The sequence below is a fragment of the Paenibacillus sp. MBLB1832 genome (genome assembly GCF_032271945.1).
Classification (GTDB): domain Bacteria; phylum Bacillota; class Bacilli; order Paenibacillales; family NBRC-103111; genus Paenibacillus_E; species Paenibacillus_E roseopurpureus.
The window spans coordinates 2358306-2376018 of sequence record NZ_CP130319.1 but is presented as its reverse complement, the minus strand read 5'-3'; the positions used below and the strand labels follow the sequence as shown (position 1 = coordinate 2376018).

Below are 17713 nucleotides of genomic sequence, written 5' to 3'. Positions count from 1 at the left end.
ACTTGACAAAAGGGTACTAACTTGCTCCCTCCCGTGACTGTTGAACAATTTCGATATGACCTCGACAAAAAAATTTTTAGACCATCTTATTAAATTCCTTGCGCAGACGTTTAATGATCCTTTTTTCGAGTCTGGAGATATAGGATTGAGAAATACCCAATAAATCAGCAACGTCTTTTTGGGTTTTTTCTTCCCCATCTTGTAGACCGAAACGGAGCTCCATAATGATGCGTTCACGCTCACTCAGTCGATCCAGCGCTTTATGCAGCAGCTTTCTATCTACCTGCTCTTCGATATTGCGATAAATCGTATCATTTTCTGTGCCGAGCACATCCGATAAGAGCAGTTCGTTGCCATCCCAATCGATATTCAGCGGTTCATCGAAGGAGACCTCCGTTCGGATTTTACTATTCCGGCGCAAGTACATCAGAATTTCATTCTCAATACACCGCGATGCATAGGTCGCCAATTTAATCTTTTTCTCAGGATCGAAGGTGTTCACGGCTTTAATAAGCCCAATCGCACCAATTGAAACTAAATCCTCAATGTTAATCCCGGTGTTCTCGAATTTCCTCGCTATATAAACAACCAATCTCAGGTTGCGCTCGATCAGCATGGCACGAATAGCCGCGTCCCCGGATGGTAATTTCTCCAGTAAGTATTCTTCTTCTTCACGTGTTAAGGGTGGTGGCAACGCTTCACTGCCGCCTATGTAATAGATTTCCTCCCCTTTGAGACCGAGAAACATCAATACCCGATAATACGCTAGTTGAACAAGCAGTTTCCACTTCAAGAACATGTTAGTTTCCTCCTAAGAGTTTTGCTATGCAAAACTTACTTCGTACGATTTAGTCCGTGTTCCATAGGAAAACTGACTTCTGTGAAAGCGCTATACAGCAGAAATTAAAGCAGGGTGAATAATCGCTTGGTAAGTGCCATCGCTACACAATTTTCCACCATCGAGTCCAATGAGCACCTTGGTCGCTTCCAACTGGGAATCATTATGATTGATCACCACCTTATCTGGCTTAATAGCCAGCATAAATTGGGTATTTCGGTTCACACCTCGATAAGGAACGAGTCGCAAGCGATCCTGCCAGACAAATTCTTCAACACCAATGCCGCTGATGATTTGATCGACTTCCGCGGAACGAATACGTTGCAGCCACGCCTCAGGCACTACATCCCCCAACTCCGTCACCTCCAATACCATGACTGGGGTCCGCGTCAGCGGGTCATACAATTGATTTCCAGTGTCAATTAGTCCTTTACAAGTAGCAATAAATCCTTCCACATAGATCGTGACTTCGGCCAAATACGTCGTCATCACCTCACGTTGCTTACTACTCTGGAACACCATCCTAAACCACCAGATCAAAGGCAGAAGCAACAGTAGGACGAACATGACACTGCCAATCTGGAATTGGAACGCTGACACACCCGATTGGGTGAATACGATACCTTCCATCACATCCGAAGAGGATGCCAACACATAATGGATCCCGAACATTCCGCCAGCGACCGCGAAGTTAATTAATAGGAATGTTCCCATATTGCGCAACAAATTTTGTAAGGATCCATAGCCGAAAGCAGTCATAATCATACCTGTACACCACATACATTTCACAGAAAATGTAAATAGCATGGTAGGAACTGGTGAAAACATCATGACCACATAGGACGCTCCTAATGCCGCTGAAAGTGCTATCCTCCACCAGTTAAACGCTATTTTCCGTGTTTTTGCTGTCACCACTAATAGGATGCCATCCACTAGAAAGTTCAGCAGGAAAATGAGATCCGCATAGACGACCATACGATGACTCACCTCCAGGTGGGACACTCTCTAGCAATTTCATTACGAAACTTGCTGCTTCTGAATCAGTATAGGGGATTCTAACTTCAAAGTCTGTCTAAACATGCTAGTCGGCGGCTACTTTTTTTGTCAGTTGACGCGGCATATTTCACTCCGTAAATGCTGGTAAAACAACAAAAAACCGAAGCTTCTACATGTAGTAGGGCTTCGGTCTCTAGACAGATATTGTGTAATTATTTGTCAGTATTCCGTCCGCGATTGCGTAGGAACGTCGGAATATCTAATTGATCATGGGATGGCTGAGCGCCAAAAGGTTTGAGATTATTCAATCTGTTATCGGATGGTGGTGCTGACTCCGTTTGATTCTGTACAGGACGCTTCATCGACTGATGCATCGGCGCTTGCTTATGTTCAAAGCCAGTCGCAATAACTGTAACCAGAATCTCATCTTTCAGCTTATCATCAATAACAGCACCGAAAATCATATTTACCTCGATGTCCGAAGCCGATGCTACGATATCCGCAGCTTCATTGACTTCGTACAAGCTTAGGTTCATACCGCCTGTGATATTCATAAGAACTCCACGAGCGCCTTCGATCGATGTCTCCAACAATGGCGAGGAGATCGCTTTCTTCGCAGCTTCTGCTGCACGATTCTCACCGGTTGCAACACCAATTCCCATCAGGGCTGAGCCGCGCTCGGTCATAATCGTTTTGACATCTGCAAAGTCCAAGTTGATAAGACCTGGCACAGCGATCAAATCGGAAATACCTTGTACACCTTGACGAAGAACGTTGTCGGCTTCACGGAACGCTTCCAGCATTGGCGTTTTCTTATCAACGATCTCAAGAAGACGGTCATTCGGGATAATAATCAAGGTGTCTACTTTCTCTTTTAGCGCAGCAATCCCTTGCTCTGCTTGCAATGAGCGTTTCCGCCCTTCGAATGTGAACGGACGCGTAACAACACCAACCGTCAGCGCACCTACCTCTTTCGCGATTTCGGCGATAACAGGTGCAGCTCCTGTACCTGTGCCTCCGCCCATTCCTGCTGTTACGAATACCATGTCAGCGCCACGAAGCGTATTCAGAATCGTCTCCCTTGACTCTTCCGCTGCTTTCTTCCCGACTTCTGGATTGGCACCTGCGCCAAGTCCGCGCGTAAGCTTATCCCCGATTTGCAATTTATGCACGGACTTCGCGAGGTGAAGCGCTTGTGCATCGGTGTTAACTGTAATAAATTCTACACCTTTAACACCGTTTTCGATCATACGATTAACCGCATTGGAACCGCCGCCACCTACACCGATGACTTTGATTTGAGCCAATTGGTCTAAATCCATATCAAATTCAAACATATGAGCCATATCCCCCTACCTTAACAATTCTACGAAATGAGGTTGTACGAACTAAATAAAATCACTGAAGAAATTTTTAACTTTTTCAAACCAACCTGGCTTTTGACTATCGGAGGATTTTTTGGTAGTCTTTGTAACCAGCTTCTTGACCATGCCTGAGTTACGATTCTTCATGTATTTGGATACAAATTGAATAATACCGACACCGCTTGTATAAGAAGGATCACGTACACCAATAAAATCAGGCACTGCGATACGAACAGATGTGGCCAACTCGGATTGTGCAATGGCCAACATCCCTGGCATACAAACAGTTCCGCCCGTAAGCACATAGCCGCCAGCTAAATGGCTGAAGCCGAGACGGTGAACTTCTGCGCGAATCAATTGAAAAATTTCTTCGACACGTGGTTCGATAATGTTAGCAAGGTCTACTTGCGAGAATTCCTTTTCGACATTGCTTCCCATTCTCGTAATTTTGAACACTTGATCAGCCGCGGAATCTTCGACAGATGCACAACCATATTTCAGCTTGATTTTCTCAGCAATTTCCAATTGAGTGTGAAGTCCAATCGAAATATCGTTTGAGATAAATTCGCCGCCGATTTGAATGGTTGAAGTCGCAACCAGGTTCCCCTGATCAAACACAGCAATCGTCGTTGCACCGGCGCCGATATCAACCAGCACGGTCCCAACAGCTTTCTCATCTTTGGAAAGTGCCAAATTTCCAGATGCGAGGGACATGAGGATAAGTCCAGAAACCTTCAGTTCGGATTTTTCCACAACGCGGATTAAATTATGTATGCCTGTCTTCGCTCCAGTAATAATCGTTGCTTCGACTTCCAAGCGAACTCCGATCATACCACGCGGATCGTTAATACCTTCTTGTCCGTCCACTAAATATTGCTTAGGTACGACTCCAATTATTTCACGTTCGGGAGGTAATGCGATGACTCTTGCCGCTTGAATTACGCGATCAATATCTTCCTCACCAATCTCACGGTCTTCATTGGAAACGGCTACAACGCCGTGACTGGATTGTAAAGAAATATGATTCCCCGAAATACCAACGTAAACCTCGGAAATTTGTATGCCGACCATACGTTCAGCATGATCAATAGCACTGCGAATGGATTGCACAGTTTGATCAATATCAACGATGGCGCCCTTACGAATACCCTCTGACTCGGCAGATCCCACTCCTATTATATTAATGGTTCCGTTCACGACTTCCCCAATAATAGCTCGAACTTTGGATGTACCGATGTCTAAACTAACAATGATATCATTGTTGCTCAAGCCCCTGGCACCTCCTGTAACTTAGGTAATATTGCGAAAATTTCATAAAGACTCCTATACGTATTCCACACAACCGCCATTTTCCCTCTTTTTTCTACATTTTTTTTACTTTTTAGAAAAGCTGCAAATTTCACGTGTAATTTTTGTAGAATTCAGATGTTCTTTGCTTATGCAGACAAGAACAAATTGAGTGAACAGATATATCCTATTTAACCATAAAACTAATTTTAACATTTATTTCAGAGATTGAGTAGTCTATTCCGCTTTTTTTTGTCAGTCTTCACGCGCTGTTCACGTTTCTATGGTTTCGGCGTTACTTTTGGCGTGGACTTGGGATCACCTTTCGAATCCGCTTTAGACACCGCATTTGAACCAAATGGTGTGTGATATTCCGCTTCCAACATCGTAATCGCGCCGCTCATTATGTGATTCTCTTGCAAGCTAGCAATATAACCTGGGAGGTTATCAATTTTGTCAGGCAAATAAGAGATCGTTGTAAACACTTCGTATTGTGAACGTGTGTACAGCTTGATTTTATCCGGATAAGACTCGGATGGATCTGGCTTAATTTCAGAAATATCGGACAAGGCACTCTTGGGAATCGTATCCAATGCTTTACATAGCGCAAGCTTATTCGGATCCTGATCATTCCAGCCCGATAAGATGGGCATATCCAGCGGAATACTGCTGCCAGCAGGCAAAGCAATGAAACTAGCATCTGCCAGGATGGCATATTTCTTCCCTTGCGCATCAACTTGGAAAGCTACCTTCGGATATTCCTCCACATGAATGCGGATGACGCCTGGGAAGGACTTCTTCACCTCGACATGTTTCACCATTGGCAGCGCAGCGATGCGATTCCCGATCGTAGAGGAACTCACTGCAAAGAACCGGTCACCTACTTTGAGCTGACTAGCTTGTCCAACTGTATCTGGCGCGAGCAGTTCATTTCCCTCGATTTCCACTTGGCTGATTTTACTGAGGGAAGATTGAAAAAACAAGATGATCAGGACGGTCATAAAAAAAAGTAACAGTAAGACGAGCAGTTTCCGATTCGTACGCGATCGCGGCTTAGGAACTGGTTGTAATGCAGGCACTTTCTGATCTTCGGACAAGAGGGGCACCACCTAGTAGAAATGAAAATGACATTTTTAAATAGAAATCGTGTATCCCCTCCTGCATGCAGGAAGGGATACGCGATGAATCTGCAAGATTACTCACTCGGAACTGGAGCTTGACGTAGTACTGAGGCACCTAAACTAGTCAGCATATGCTCAATTCTATCATATCCTCTATCAATATGATGAATTTGTTCAACGATCGTCGTGCCATGCGCGGCCAAACCAGCGATTACAAGTGCGGCACCAGCCCGTAAATCAGTTGCCTCAACTGTAGCGCCATATAGTCGAGGCACACCGCGAATAAAGGCTGAACTCATGTCTACGCGAATATCCGCCCCCATACGAGCCAGTTCATCCACGTGCTTAAATCTACCTTCAAATATCGTTTCTTTCATTACACTTAATCCATCTGCTAGCGACAGCAGTACCATAACCTGTGATTGCAGATCTGTCGGAAATGAAGGATGCGGCGATGTTACTATACGCTCTACAGCCTTGGGTCTTGTCGGACAGCTTACATGTATTATATCACCGTCCGCGATGATTTGAACACCTGCACGCTTAAGCACATGGATAACAGAGGTTAAATGCGCAGGATTTACACGTTCCAATGAAATATTCCCTTTGGTCGCTGCTGCTGCTACGAGAAAAGTACCGGCAACGATGCGGTCTGGAATAATCCGATACGTGCCTGGCGTAAGCGTTTTGACACCACGAATGGTGATCGTATCCGTCCCCGCGCCAATAATGTCGGCCCCCATGGCATTTAAGAAGTTTTGCAAATCTTGAATCTCAGGCTCACGAGCCGCGTTATAAATGGTCGTTATGCCTTCTGCTCTGACAGCAGCCATCATGATATTCTCAGTTGCGCCAACACTTGGAAAGTCCAGGAAAATCTCATTGCCTTGCAAGGATTCAGCGGTACACACGATCCGGTTCGAGAACTCTTCAATCTCCGCGCCTAGCGACTGTAAGCCTTTGAGGTGCAAGTCGATTTTCCGTTCTCCAATGGCACAGCCGCCTGGTTGGTAGACAGTGACACTTCCGAATCTTGCGAGTAGTGGACCCATTAGAAAAATGGAAGATCGCATCTGACCCATTAATTCTTCTGGGATATGGGAGGAATGTGCTGTGGATGTTGTGATCGTCACCGTATCTCCTTGCTGCTCGGCCCGACAACCTAATGCGCGCAGTATGCCCAGCATTGTGTCGATATCGAGCAGATTCGGAACATTGTGCAGTGTATGCGTGCCGCTAGCAAGCACGCAGGCAGCTAAGATTGGTAATGCGGCGTTTTTCGCGCCGTGTATCTGGATGGCTCCTGTAAGAGGTTTTCCACCTTCGATAACGAGCTTCTCCAAAATTCCACCTCCGATTTACCTCTCACCCATTACCAATACCTCGGGTACAAGCTTAATACCGTACATGTTCTCTACGATGAGCTGTACTTCGTTGATAAGAGCAAGAACGTCCTCGGCTGTAGCATCTCCAGTGTTCACAATGAAATTGGCGTGTAGCGTTGATATTTCTGCTCCACCGACACGTTTGCCTTTCAGGCCTGCTTCTTCGATAAGCTTCGCTGCGAATCCCCCTGCGGGGTTGCGGAACACACTGCCAGCGCAAGCTAATTGAAGCGGTTGCGTGCGAAGACGCCGATCCCGATAAGCCGCCATGGCTCCAGCGATTTCGTGGCGATCTCCCGCCTGTAGTTCAAAAACAGCCTCTGTTACGATGCCAGGCAACGTATGCAAAATCGAATGACGATAGGCATACTTTAAGTCTTCTGCCTGCATGACGACCAATTCCCCAGTGTCTAGGATGACTTCAGCCTGCTTGAGTATGCGTGACACATCGGACCCGTGGGCCCCTGCATTCATGTAAACGGCGCCTCCCACTGAACCTGGAATACCAGAAGCGAACTCCATTCCAGTTAACCCTTCTTTGGCCGCCAAGACAGACAATTTAATGAACGAATAGGAACCGCCCGCATAGACCGTTGTGCCGTCAAAGCGGAGTGTATCCAGCGCCTGGCCTAGCTTAATCACAACACCGCGAATCCCTTTGTCACTGACAAGCAAGTTGGAGCCTCGACCGATAATCGTCCAAGGGACGCCGCGTTCATGAAGAAAACATATGGCAGCAACAACTTGCTCTTTGGAATAGGGAATAATCAAGCAATCAGCAGGTCCGCCGATTTTCCAAGTGGTATAGGGAGCTAGACGTTCATTCGTTCTTATCTCGCCAAAATTGGATGCCTGTAAATCGGATATTAACTTCTGCATGGGAAACCTCCTTCACAGAACGCATGGTAAGAAATGATAGGACTTACCGAAGGTAGTCTCCTCATTTCATCCATAAGGACCTTCTCGAAGTTGGCCTTTTCTTCGCTAATCAGGTGGCTTATGGAGCCTTAGGTGTCTGTCACGGTTATAGTGTAGTTTATGTAAAATCGGATAGAGTGTGACAATCGCCTATACGCTTTAACAAAATCATGACGTACGGCTATGTGCTTCAATGAGTTTGACGATGGCGGAGACAGCATCCGTTACATCGCGTGATTGCATCGCGGCTTTATAAGTCTCACGATTGTTATATAGTGCCTCAACGCGCTCAACCAACACCTCAGCGGTTAGATCTTCTTCTTGTAAGACATCGGCGTATCCAGCTTTCTGGAAGGACGCTGCATTTAGAATCTGATCACCACGGCTAGCTTGTAGCGATAATGGAATGAGCAACATCGGCTTCTCCAAGCCCAAAAATTCAAAAATTGACGTGGCACCCGCACGTGAAATAACGAGATCCGTCATTGCTAATACATCGGGAAGCTCTTCATTCAAGTACTCGAATTGCTTATAGCCGCGTGTGTGAAGCAATTCCATGTCGATGTTGCCCTTGCCGCAAAGATGAATCACCTGAAAACGGCTAAGTAAACGCCCTAGATTTGCTCGTACAGCTGTATTCAGCACTTGAGACCCTAAGCTGCCTCCCATAATAAGAACCACTGGCTTCTGCGTGTGAAAGTCGCATAACTGCAAAGCGCGGGACGCTTTCCCGCTGTTGATTTGTTCACGGATCGGCAGTCCCGTCAAGATCGATTTGCCACTTTGGATATGCGAGAGGGATTCAGGAAAAGTCACACATACCTTCGTTGCAAAAGGAATTGAAATTTTATTGGCCAGTCCAGGCGTCATATCAGACTCGTGAATGATGACCGGAATCTTATTCATTCGACTTCCCAGAACGACCGGAACAGAAACGAACCCGCCTTTCGAAAAGACGATGGCGGGCTTCAAACGTTTCAGCAATCGATACGATTCATACACACCTTTCATCACTTTGAAAGGATCTTTTATATTTTTTAAGTCGAAATAACGGCGCAGCTTTCCCGAAGAAATCGGATAAAAGGGCACCCCTTCTCGATCAATAATGTCTTTCTCAATACCAGTGTCCGAGCCTATGTAAGCAATCTCCCAACCATGCGCTTTCAGCCTATGGATGAGTGCTAGATTAGGCGTCACATGGCCTGCGGAGCCACCTCCGGTAAAAACGATCTTTCTCATTCCCCTGTCACCTCGAATAGCGGGATATATTAAGCAGGATGCCGACGGATGTCAGCATAAGCGTCAAGGACGACCCCCCTGCACTTATGAACGGCAATGTTATGCCGGTTACTGGAAACATACCAATAACTACACCAATATTAATAATTACTTGAACGGCGATCATGCCGATAATACCAACTGCAATAAGACTAGCAAATGTGTCTGGGGCGGTAATCGCTGCACGCATGCCTCTCCAAACCAATATCGTAAATAACAACAGCACGAGAGCGCCGCCAATGAAACCAAGTTCTTCACCTATGATGGAGAAAATAAAATCGGTTTGCGGTTCAGGTAAATAACTGTATTTCTGCCTGCTCATCCCGAGCCCCAGCCCAACTAAGCCGCCTGGTCCAATCGCATATAAAGACTGAATCGATTGATAGCCAGCGCCTAACGGATCTTGCCATGGATCAAGGAACGCAGTAATTCGTTTTAGTCGATACGGCGCAGCAATAACCAGACCTACAAAACCAGCAACTCCTATCATACCTAGATACGAGAGATGAAGCAATCTCGCACCTGCCGTATAAATGATAAGCAGCGAAGCGCCAACAAGTACGACACCTGTACCAAGATCAGGCTGCAGCATGATGAGACCAAAGGCCAACCCCATGATTCCTAAAGGCGGCATAAGCCCCTTGGTCAGCAGCGTAACTTTGGATTGATTTTCAGAAAGTAGCTTGGCTAGGAAGAGAATCATCCCAATTTTCATAAACTCAGAGGGCTGAATCCCGAATGCGCCAATCCCTAACCAACTTCGGGCGCCGCCGCGCACGACGCCGATTCCAGGAATAAGCACAATAATGAGCATACCGAAGCAAACGAACAACGCCACTTTGGCAAACCGCTTCCATACCAAATAATCCACATTCATGGTGAAAAACATGGCTACAATACCAAGCACCGCGAAGATCAATTGTCTTTTTAAATAATAAAAAGAATCGCCAAATTCACGAAAAGCAAGCACACTGCTTGCGCTGTAAACCATAATAACGCCGATCGTCAGCAGCAGCAAGGTCGGAATAATAATCCAAATGTCAGGAGCGGAGCGAGCTTTACCCATTACAGACACCTCTTTGTCAGTTGTGGGCCTCCGCCTAACCACGTACTCGCAACAAACAACAAGTTCGCTGAATTGGATAAGCCCTACTTAAAGGTTATGCACGGACTCCTTAAACATGCGTCCCCTGTCCTCATAGGATGGAAACATATCCCAGCTCGCACAAGCAGGTGAAAGAAGGACGATATCCCCTTCCTCACTCATCTGCCAAGCAAGCTGAACGGCTTGTGAAACCGCGTCCGCTGCATCCTTAGCAGTATCGACCGTTTGGATAGCGCTAATCCCTGCAAGTTCGGCAATATGTTTAATTTTCTCTTTCGTTTGCCCTAACGTCACAATGCCTTTGATCCGCTCTTGGAATGTCGGGAGGAGTTCCATATAATCAGATCCGCGGTCAAGTCCGCCTGCTATGAGGATAACTGGTTGGTTGAACGCCTCGATGGACTTCACTGACGCGGCTGCATTCGTCGCTTTGGAATTATTATAGAAACCGACACCATCAATTTCTCTCACGAGCTCTAGTCGATGCTCTACACCTTGGAAACTCTTCAATACACCTGCAATCGTAGTCAGATCTACGCCTGCTGTTATCGCCGCTGCAGCGGCTGCCAAGGCGTTTTCTACGTTAAAGCTGCCAGGAATCCCCATCTCCGACGCCGAAAGGATCGGGTGGATCTCGTTCCGTCCATCTGCATACACCAATTGATTGGTTTCCGCATCCAAATACACACCAAATGCAAGTTTTTCCTTCATAGAAAAAGGAAAAAGCTTTGCTTTCAAGCTTGGCATCAGGTTTCGGCACACTTCGTCGTCCGCATTCAGAATCGCTGTGTCCTCAGCGGTTTGATTCTCAAAAAGCTTGGCTTTCGAGGCGATATAATCCTCCATGGTGCCATGATAATCCAAATGGGTCTCATATAGATTCAATAGTAAAGCGATGGATGGGCGGAACGATGTTGTCCCCTTTAGCTGAAAACTGCTTAATTCCACAACCATCCAATTCTCAGCCGTTACCTCAGGCGCTGCTTCGGTTAAAGCGCGTCCGATATTCCCTGCGACAACGGGCTTCAATCCAGCCCCATCGAGCATTAAGCCAATGAGCGTCGTCGTTGTGGTTTTGCCATTAGAACCTGTAATCCCAATAATCGGAGCCTCACAGAACTGATAAGCGACCTCAACCTCGGTTACAACCTCTATGCCCAGTGCCTCCGCTTTACGGATCGGCTCAACCGAATAGGGAATTCCCGGGTTCTTCACGACAAGAGAAACGCCTGGATGAACGAGAGACTCGGGATGATACCCGCAAACAACAGAAATACCCAGAGCCGTAAGTTCGTCGGCTTCAGGGCACAGGTTTCGTTCCTTTTTGTCGTTAACCGTGACGATTGCTCCTTTTTGATGAAAAAGCTTAGCTGCAGCGACACCGCTGCGAGCCAAGCCAAGTACGACCACTTGGAGTCCACGATATTCCCGCGGATGCTTCATGTTCTACAACACCTCATTCATATATAGTCCGAGAATGGCAAGCAGGAGTCCAACGACCCAGAATGTAATGACTACACGCCATTCCGACCAGCCTACCAATTCAAAATGATGATGAATCGGGCTCATTTTGAATACACGCTTGCCTCGAGTTTTGAAAGAAACGACTTGGATGACGACAGATAAAATTTCCACTAGGAATACGCCGCCAACAATGGCAAGCAACAGCTCCGCTTTCGTTAATATCGCGACAGCGACTAGACCGCCGCCGATTCCTAATGAACCTGTATCGCCCATAAACACTTTGGCAGGATGTGCATTAAACACAAGAAAACCAAGTACGGCTCCAACCATCGCCGCTGAAAAAATCGCCGCTTCTGGCTGCGTATTGTTCATCGCGATAATCGTGAAAGCACCAAATGCAATCGCACTTGTCCCTGCTAACAAACCGTCCAAACCATCTGTAAAATTGACCGCATTCGATGCGCCTAGCATCAGGATGGCCATTAACGGGAAATACAGCCAACCTGCGTTGAGATGATACGAAACGAACGGTACATAAATATCTGTGCTGTGCCCTTGACTAATAAGTAAATAACAGACGATGGCCGAAATCAACAATTGACCGAAAAGTTTTTGCTTGGCGGTTAAACCCAATGACCGTTTAAAAATTATTTTAATATAATCGTCTAGAAATCCAACAAGTCCGTAGCCTAGAGAGGCTAATAAAAGAATGAACAAATCGGTGTTCTTATCTGCAAAACGAAGCGTCGCGAGCGACAGCGCGATTAGAATGATGATCCCGCCCATCGTCGGTGTCCCTTGCTTCTTCAAATGTCCTTGTGGGCCATCCTCACGAATTTGTTGACCGAATTTCATGCGCCTCAAAATAGGGATACAAAGCGGCCCCATGATTAGCGCAAGCACAAAAGCCACACCCATTGTTAATAAAACTGCGTTTTCCACGTTCGTTCCCCCTGCTCGTGTCCATCACTCTAGTTTAGCTGCCTTGCTTGATCCTGTTAATCAAGCAAGCAGACTTTGTACGACTTGCTCCAGCCGCATGCCGCGCGATCCCTTCACAAGCACAAGATCCTGGGCTCGTGCCAGCAAGGCGAGCTCCGCTGCGAGCTCCGCCTTGTCGTCGTAGGCGCGCACCTGCGCCTCCGGAAAGTGCGCAGACGCTTCCTCTGCGATGAAGCGCCCGAGCCGGCCGAACGTGAAGACGTAGTCTACACGTTCTGGCGACAACATCGCGCCGATGCCGCGATGGAACTGCTCTTCGTGCTCGCCAAGCTCCAGCATGTCGCCGAGCACGAGGAACTTCCGACCGAAGCCGCTCAGCTGCTCGGTCAAAGCAATCGCCGCCCGCATCGAGGCGGGGCTGGCGTTATACGCATCGTTGAGCACGGTCAGCCCATTGGCTGCCGTGAGCTTCTCGATGCGCATGCTTGTCATTTGCAGCGAGCGAAGCCCCGCTGCAATGGCACTTGGCGAGGCGCCGAAGGCCTCGCCGACAGCGATGGCTGCCAGCGCATTGATGACGTTATGCGTGCCGAGAAGTGGAATGAACATTTCCCCGAAGGCCGAGTCATTAAGCGTGAAAAAGGCGCCGTCTGCATCCATTCGGATATCCAAGGGATAGCGGTCATTGCCTTGCTCGCGACCAAACCGAAGTCGGCGTAAGCCTGCTGGCAATTCTAACTCCCCTAGAGCTTGTTCAATCAACGGCTCATCCCCGTTATAAATGAGCAGACTGTCCCTTGGCATTCCCGTTACGATTTCAACTTTGGCCCGTGCAATTTCATCACGAGATCCTAATTGTAGCATATGCGATTCGCCGATCATCGTGATAATTGCCGCTTCTGGCTCCGCGATCTCCGAGAGCAGCGCAATCTCGCCGCGACCGCTCATTCCCATTTCAACGACGGCGAATTGCGTCGTTTCCGTTAGCATGAGAAGGGTAAGCGGCAAGCCGATATGGTTGTTCAAATTGCCCTTCGTTTTATGAACCTCATAGGTGCTGCCAAGTACGGCAGCCACCAGATCTTTGGTCGTCGTCTTCCCGTTACTGCCTGTAATGCCAATAATCCGTACTGGCAGCTCCTTGCGATACGCTTTGGCTAATCGTTGCAGAGCCGTAAGCGTATCCTCCACCACAATACATGGAACGTCTCGTGGCGCCGCACCATGATCGGCTTGCCATAGAATGGCTGCGGCTCCTTTATGATAAGCCTCTTCCGCATAGTTGTGTCCATCGAAATTCTCGCCGATAAGTGGGATAAACAAACTGCCAGCGTGAATCGATCGTGTATCTGTGGAAACGCCGTGAATCGAAATGTCCCCTTGCGAGCCTGACACCTCGCCTCCCAGCATCGTTGCTACTTGAACTAATGTGCGCTGTATCACTGTGTTCTCCCCTTTATCGCAGCCTTAGCCACCAACCGATCATCGAAATCATGTTTGACCCCCATGATATCCTGATACGTTTCGTGGCCTTTTCCCGCTATCAATATTACATCTTTAGGGCCTGCCCCATCAATAGCCTGATGTATCGCTTTTTTGCGATCTGCCACTAATGTATATTGATTTGCTGGGTAATTGACTTCCAGAAGGCCAGGCTCAATATCGTCAAGGATTGCCTCGGGATTTTCGGTACGCGGATTATCAGATGTCACATAAATATAGTCGCTGTACTGCGCAGCAATTTTCCCCATCAGGGGACGTTTCGTACGATCACGATCACCGCCGCAGCCAAATACCGTAATCACCCTTCCCTCAGCAAACTCGCTAACCGTCGAAAGGGCGTTCTCTAACCCGTCAGGCGTATGGGCATAATCCACCAAGACCAAGTAATCTTGACCTTCGTTCACCACTTCCATACGGCCATCAACGGAGGTAATTCGTTCTAGACTCGCCTTGATGTCTGCCAACAGGAATCCTTCAGCAAGTGCTGCCGTTATCGCCCCTAATGCATTATACACATTGAATTTACCAACTAATTGCATGCGAAATTGGGCTTCACCCGCGAATGAATTCACGTGAAATTCCGTGCCTTTGGATGACATGCGAATATCGGAAGCACGAACATCGCATTCATTGTCGATGCCATAAGTAATGACTTGCGCAGCTGTAACACGCTGGAACATTTGCGAAGCCTCATCGTCTGCGTTCAGTATCGCATATTGGCGAAGGTTCGGATCCGCTGAGAAGTCATTACCTAACCGCGCAAATAACAACCCTTTGGCCGCCGCGTAAGATTCCATCGTTTTGTGATAATCCAAATGATCCTGCGTTAGATTCGTGAAAATACCCGAACGGAAATGGATCCCTTTCACCCGCCCCATGTCGAGACCGTGCGAAGAGACTTCCATCATGCAGTATTGCGTGCCCGCATCAGCCATCTCCCTCAAAATACGTTGAAGTTCATGCGCTTCCTGCGTATTGGTCGCTGTATTCTCTATGTAGGCGTCGCCAATTTTGATATGAATATTGCCCATCAGCCCCGTAGTGAAGCCGCGATCCGCAATAATTTTTTCCAGAAGATACGTGGAGGTAGTCTTCCCATTCGTGCCTGTGATGCCAATCATTTTCAAAGACTTGCTCGGATATCCATAAAAATGCGCCGCTAACGCTGCCATCGCGTAACGGGCATCCTTCACCACAAGTTGCGGGACAGGAACATCGAGCACTCTTTCCGTTACAAGCGCAGAAGCCCCAAGCGCAATCGCTTTTGGGGCATAATCATGACCATCTACTTTGAGGCCAGGGATACATAGAAACAAATCTCCTGGTTTTACTTTGCGAGAGTCTGCCTCAATTCCCGTAATTTCCGTGTCGATATCGCCATGTATGCGGGTGATCAGCAGTGCGGAAGCAAGTTCCTGCAGCTTCATGTGCAACCCTCTCTTCCTAAGAAATATAAGAAAGTACCCTATCTATTATGGACAATTTTATGCGAGTAGAAAAGCTTAAATGTAAATATTTTTAAAATCATAAGCAAAACCGTTTATTTCTCTGGATCAACATCAGATAAGAAAATGCGAATCGTCGATCCTTGATCCACACGTGAACCCGCCTTCGGCGCCTGTGAAATGACATATTTGCCATTCCCCGACTTCGCAAGTCTAAAATTCATGTTCAGGTCTTCTAATATATCATCAACTGACGCGCCAACCAAGTCCGGCACTTCGACAACAGGAATTTCCCCGTAGCGATAGTCTTTATCCAGTTGATTTTTATTTGGTTCCACTTTCATGTAACGCAGTGCATCAGCCATCATATTTTTGACGAGCGGCGCTGCGATGAGACCTCCGAATTGAATGCCCTTCGGATCGTCCACCGCTGCGTAAATAACAACCTTCGGATTATCCGCCGGTGCGAAACCGATGAAAGATACGATATGTTCGTCCGGTGAATAACGGCCGTTAATTACTTTTTGTGCGGTACCTGTTTTACCGCCAACACGATAGCCGTCAATGAAGGCATTGCGCCCCGTTCCTTTCGCGACTACGCTCTCCAGCGCTTCACGCACTTCTTTGGACGTGGACTCCGAGATCACATTGCGCACTAATTGAGGCTCAACCACATCGACCACTTCACCTGTATCGGGATTCGAGAACGATTTGGCCACATATGGTTTGAAAAGCTTGCCGCCATTAATCGCTGCAGAAACAGCCGTAATTTGTTGAATTGGCGTCACGGATACCCCTTGACCGAAAGCGGTTGTTGCCAACTCTACAGGACCGACTTGGGATGGTTTGAACATAATACCATTCTCTTCTCCACCAAGGTCAATCCCTGTCTTCTTACCAAAACCAAATCGGGATATGTAGTCGAATAGCTTCTCTTTGCCTAAACGCTGTCCCATCACAACGAAGCCTGGGTTACAGGAATTTTGTACAACTTGGAGCATCGTTTCACTGCCATGACCGCCGCGCTTCCAACAGCGTAGTCTAGCCCCTCCAACTTCAATGGCGCCTGGATCGAAGAATTGCTCGTTCTTAAGATCGACTTTCTTTTCTTCAATTGCTGCAGCTAACGTAATGATTTTGAAGGTTGAACCTGGCTCATACGTTTTCCAAATTGGTAAATTGCGATTATAGGTTTCCGCTGGTGATTCCATATATTTACTTGGATCATAGGTCGGACGGCTTCCCATTGCTAAAATTTCACCCGTATTGGGGTCCATCATAATCGCAATAACGTTCTGCGCTTGATATTGCACCATCGCTTGATCCAGCTCGCGTTCCATCACGGTTTGAAGGTGGCTGTCAATCGTCAGCTTCACATTCAACCCATCTTTGGGCGGTGTGTACGTATCGGTTGTCCCTTTCAAAAGCCTGCCCGCAGCATCCGTCATGTACGAAATGCCGCCTTCAATACCCGTAAGCTGGCTATTGTATTTGGCCTCGATGCCTGTTAACCCTTTATCAATGCCCGCAAAACCGAGAATGTGCGCAGCTAAGGAGCCATATGGATAATAGCGTTTATTATCTTCCGCTACCACGATGCCAGGCAAATTCAGCTTCCGCACCTCTTGCGCTTTCTCGAGCGTAATTTTACGTCCTGAAGGTTTTATATAGTTTTGAGACGTTTTTTTCGTGATTTGCTTATAAATATCATCGGCATTGCCATCCAGCACCTCGGCCAGCTTAGCTGCTGTGCTCTGTGCATCTTCGATTTGCACTGGTATCGCAACAATCGTTGGCGTACTCATGCTATATGACAGCGTTAGTCCATTGCGATCCTGAATCTCGCCTCGTTTTGGCGCGAATTCAATATTACGCCGCCAGCTTTCCTCGGCTTTAAGCGCCAAGTCTTGTCCAATCCAAAGCTGAACATAAGCTAAGCGAACGATCAGTGCTGCAAAGATGACAGTGCCAATAATTAACGCAGTAAATAATCTGCGACGAACGGTAACGTTAGAAGCCCGCATGAACGTTCAGTCTCCCTTCCCTACTCAGGTCAAGTTCATTCCT

14 protein-coding genes are annotated in these 17713 nt (G+C 47.3%); all 14 read right to left on the bottom strand.

Annotation, left to right across the window (positions count from 1 at the left end; genetic code table 11):
• Nucleotides 1-76 precede the first annotated feature (76 nt).
• Nucleotides 77-799 (bottom strand): RNA polymerase sporulation sigma factor SigE, encoded by a 723-nt coding sequence (gene sigE / locus MJB10_RS10260; RefSeq protein ID WP_314804383.1) that lies wholly within the window; start codon nucleotides 797-799, stop codon nucleotides 77-79.
• Between the two features lie 90 nt (nucleotides 800-889).
• On the bottom strand, nucleotides 890-1840 hold the full coding sequence (gene spoIIGA, locus MJB10_RS10255) for a sigma-E processing peptidase SpoIIGA (protein WP_314804381.1): 951 nt from the start codon (nucleotides 1838-1840) through the stop codon (nucleotides 890-892).
• Between the two features lie 206 nt (nucleotides 1841-2046).
• Complete coding sequence (gene ftsZ, locus MJB10_RS10250; protein ID WP_314804378.1) at nucleotides 2047-3171, bottom strand: cell division protein FtsZ; 1125 nt, start codon at nucleotides 3169-3171, stop codon at nucleotides 2047-2049.
• Between the two features lie 51 nt (nucleotides 3172-3222).
• A complete protein-coding gene (ftsA, locus tag MJB10_RS10245) occupies nucleotides 3223-4467 on the bottom strand; it encodes a cell division protein FtsA (protein ID WP_314804375.1) in 1245 nt (414 codons plus the stop codon).
• A 299-nt stretch (nucleotides 4468-4766) separates the two neighbouring features.
• Entirely contained in the window at nucleotides 4767-5582 is an 816-nt protein-coding gene (locus tag MJB10_RS10240; protein WP_314804372.1) for a cell division protein FtsQ/DivIB, read from the bottom strand.
• A gap of 98 nt (nucleotides 5583-5680) precedes the next feature.
• Nucleotides 5681-6949, bottom strand: coding sequence for a UDP-N-acetylglucosamine 1-carboxyvinyltransferase (gene murA, locus MJB10_RS10235; RefSeq protein ID WP_314804369.1), 1269 nt, complete (start codon nucleotides 6947-6949; stop codon nucleotides 5681-5683).
• Nucleotides 6950-6964: 15 nt separating this feature from the next.
• A complete protein-coding gene (gene murB, locus MJB10_RS10230; protein WP_314804366.1) occupies nucleotides 6965-7870 on the bottom strand; it encodes a UDP-N-acetylmuramate dehydrogenase in 906 nt (301 codons plus the stop codon).
• Nucleotides 7871-8077: 207 nt separating this feature from the next.
• Nucleotides 8078-9148 carry an undecaprenyldiphospho-muramoylpentapeptide beta-N-acetylglucosaminyltransferase gene (locus tag MJB10_RS10225; RefSeq protein WP_314804364.1) on the bottom strand — a complete coding sequence of 357 codons (1071 nt, stop codon included), beginning with the start codon at nucleotides 9146-9148 and terminating at the stop codon, nucleotides 8078-8080.
• Between the two features lie 7 nt (nucleotides 9149-9155).
• The gene (gene spoVE, locus MJB10_RS10220) at nucleotides 9156-10253 is read right to left on the bottom strand and encodes a stage V sporulation protein E (RefSeq protein WP_314804357.1); all 1098 of its coding nucleotides are present in this window, start codon (nucleotides 10251-10253) and stop codon (nucleotides 9156-9158) included.
• Nucleotides 10254-10340: 87 nt separating this feature from the next.
• A complete protein-coding gene (murD, locus tag MJB10_RS10215) occupies nucleotides 10341-11735 on the bottom strand; it encodes a UDP-N-acetylmuramoyl-L-alanine--D-glutamate ligase (protein WP_314804355.1) in 1395 nt (464 codons plus the stop codon).
• A 3-nt stretch (nucleotides 11736-11738) separates the two neighbouring features.
• On the bottom strand, nucleotides 11739-12674 hold the full coding sequence (gene mraY, locus MJB10_RS10210) for a phospho-N-acetylmuramoyl-pentapeptide-transferase (RefSeq protein ID WP_314805559.1): 936 nt from the start codon (nucleotides 12672-12674) through the stop codon (nucleotides 11739-11741).
• A gap of 84 nt (nucleotides 12675-12758) precedes the next feature.
• Nucleotides 12759-14141, bottom strand: coding sequence for a UDP-N-acetylmuramoyl-tripeptide--D-alanyl-D-alanine ligase (locus MJB10_RS10205; protein WP_314804351.1), 1383 nt, complete (start codon nucleotides 14139-14141; stop codon nucleotides 12759-12761).
• Nucleotides 14138-15628 carry a UDP-N-acetylmuramoyl-L-alanyl-D-glutamate--2,6-diaminopimelate ligase gene (locus tag MJB10_RS10200; protein WP_314804348.1) on the bottom strand — a complete coding sequence of 497 codons (1491 nt, stop codon included), beginning with the start codon at nucleotides 15626-15628 and terminating at the stop codon, nucleotides 14138-14140. The genes MJB10_RS10205 and MJB10_RS10200 overlap by 4 nt, the downstream gene beginning before the upstream one ends.
• A 113-nt stretch (nucleotides 15629-15741) precedes the next feature.
• Nucleotides 15742-17670, bottom strand: a complete 1929-nt coding sequence (locus tag MJB10_RS10195; protein ID WP_314804344.1) for a stage V sporulation protein D — start codon at nucleotides 17668-17670, stop codon at nucleotides 15742-15744.
• Nucleotides 17671-17713 lie beyond the last annotated feature (43 nt).

Bases quoted from the DNA above. Each gene is read 5' to 3' on its own strand.
- sigE (WP_314804383.1), bottom strand. From the start codon at position 799: ATGTTCTTGAAGTGGAAACTGCTTGTTCAACTAGCGTATTATCGGGTA.
- ftsZ (WP_314804378.1), bottom strand. From the start codon at position 3,171: ATGTTTGAATTTGATATGGATTTAGACCAATTGGCTCAAATCAAAGTC.
- murB (WP_314804366.1), bottom strand. From the start codon at position 7,870: ATGCAGAAGTTAATATCCGATTTACAGGCATCCAATTTTGGCGAGATA.
- MJB10_RS10225 (WP_314804364.1), bottom strand. From the start codon at position 9,148: ATGAGAAAGATCGTTTTTACCGGAGGTGGCTCCGCAGGCCATGTGACG.
- spoVE (WP_314804357.1), bottom strand. From the start codon at position 10,253: ATGGGTAAAGCTCGCTCCGCTCCTGACATTTGGATTATTATTCCGACC.
- murD (WP_314804355.1), bottom strand. From the start codon at position 11,735: ATGAAGCATCCGCGGGAATATCGTGGACTCCAAGTGGTCGTACTTGGC.
- mraY (WP_314805559.1), bottom strand. From the start codon at position 12,674: ATGGGTGTGGCTTTTGTGCTTGCGCTAATCATGGGGCCGCTTTGTATC.
- MJB10_RS10200 (WP_314804348.1), bottom strand. From the start codon at position 15,628: ATGAAGCTGCAGGAACTTGCTTCCGCACTGCTGATCACCCGCATACAT.
- MJB10_RS10195 (WP_314804344.1), bottom strand. From the start codon at position 17,670: ATGCGGGCTTCTAACGTTACCGTTCGTCGCAGATTATTTACTGCGTTA.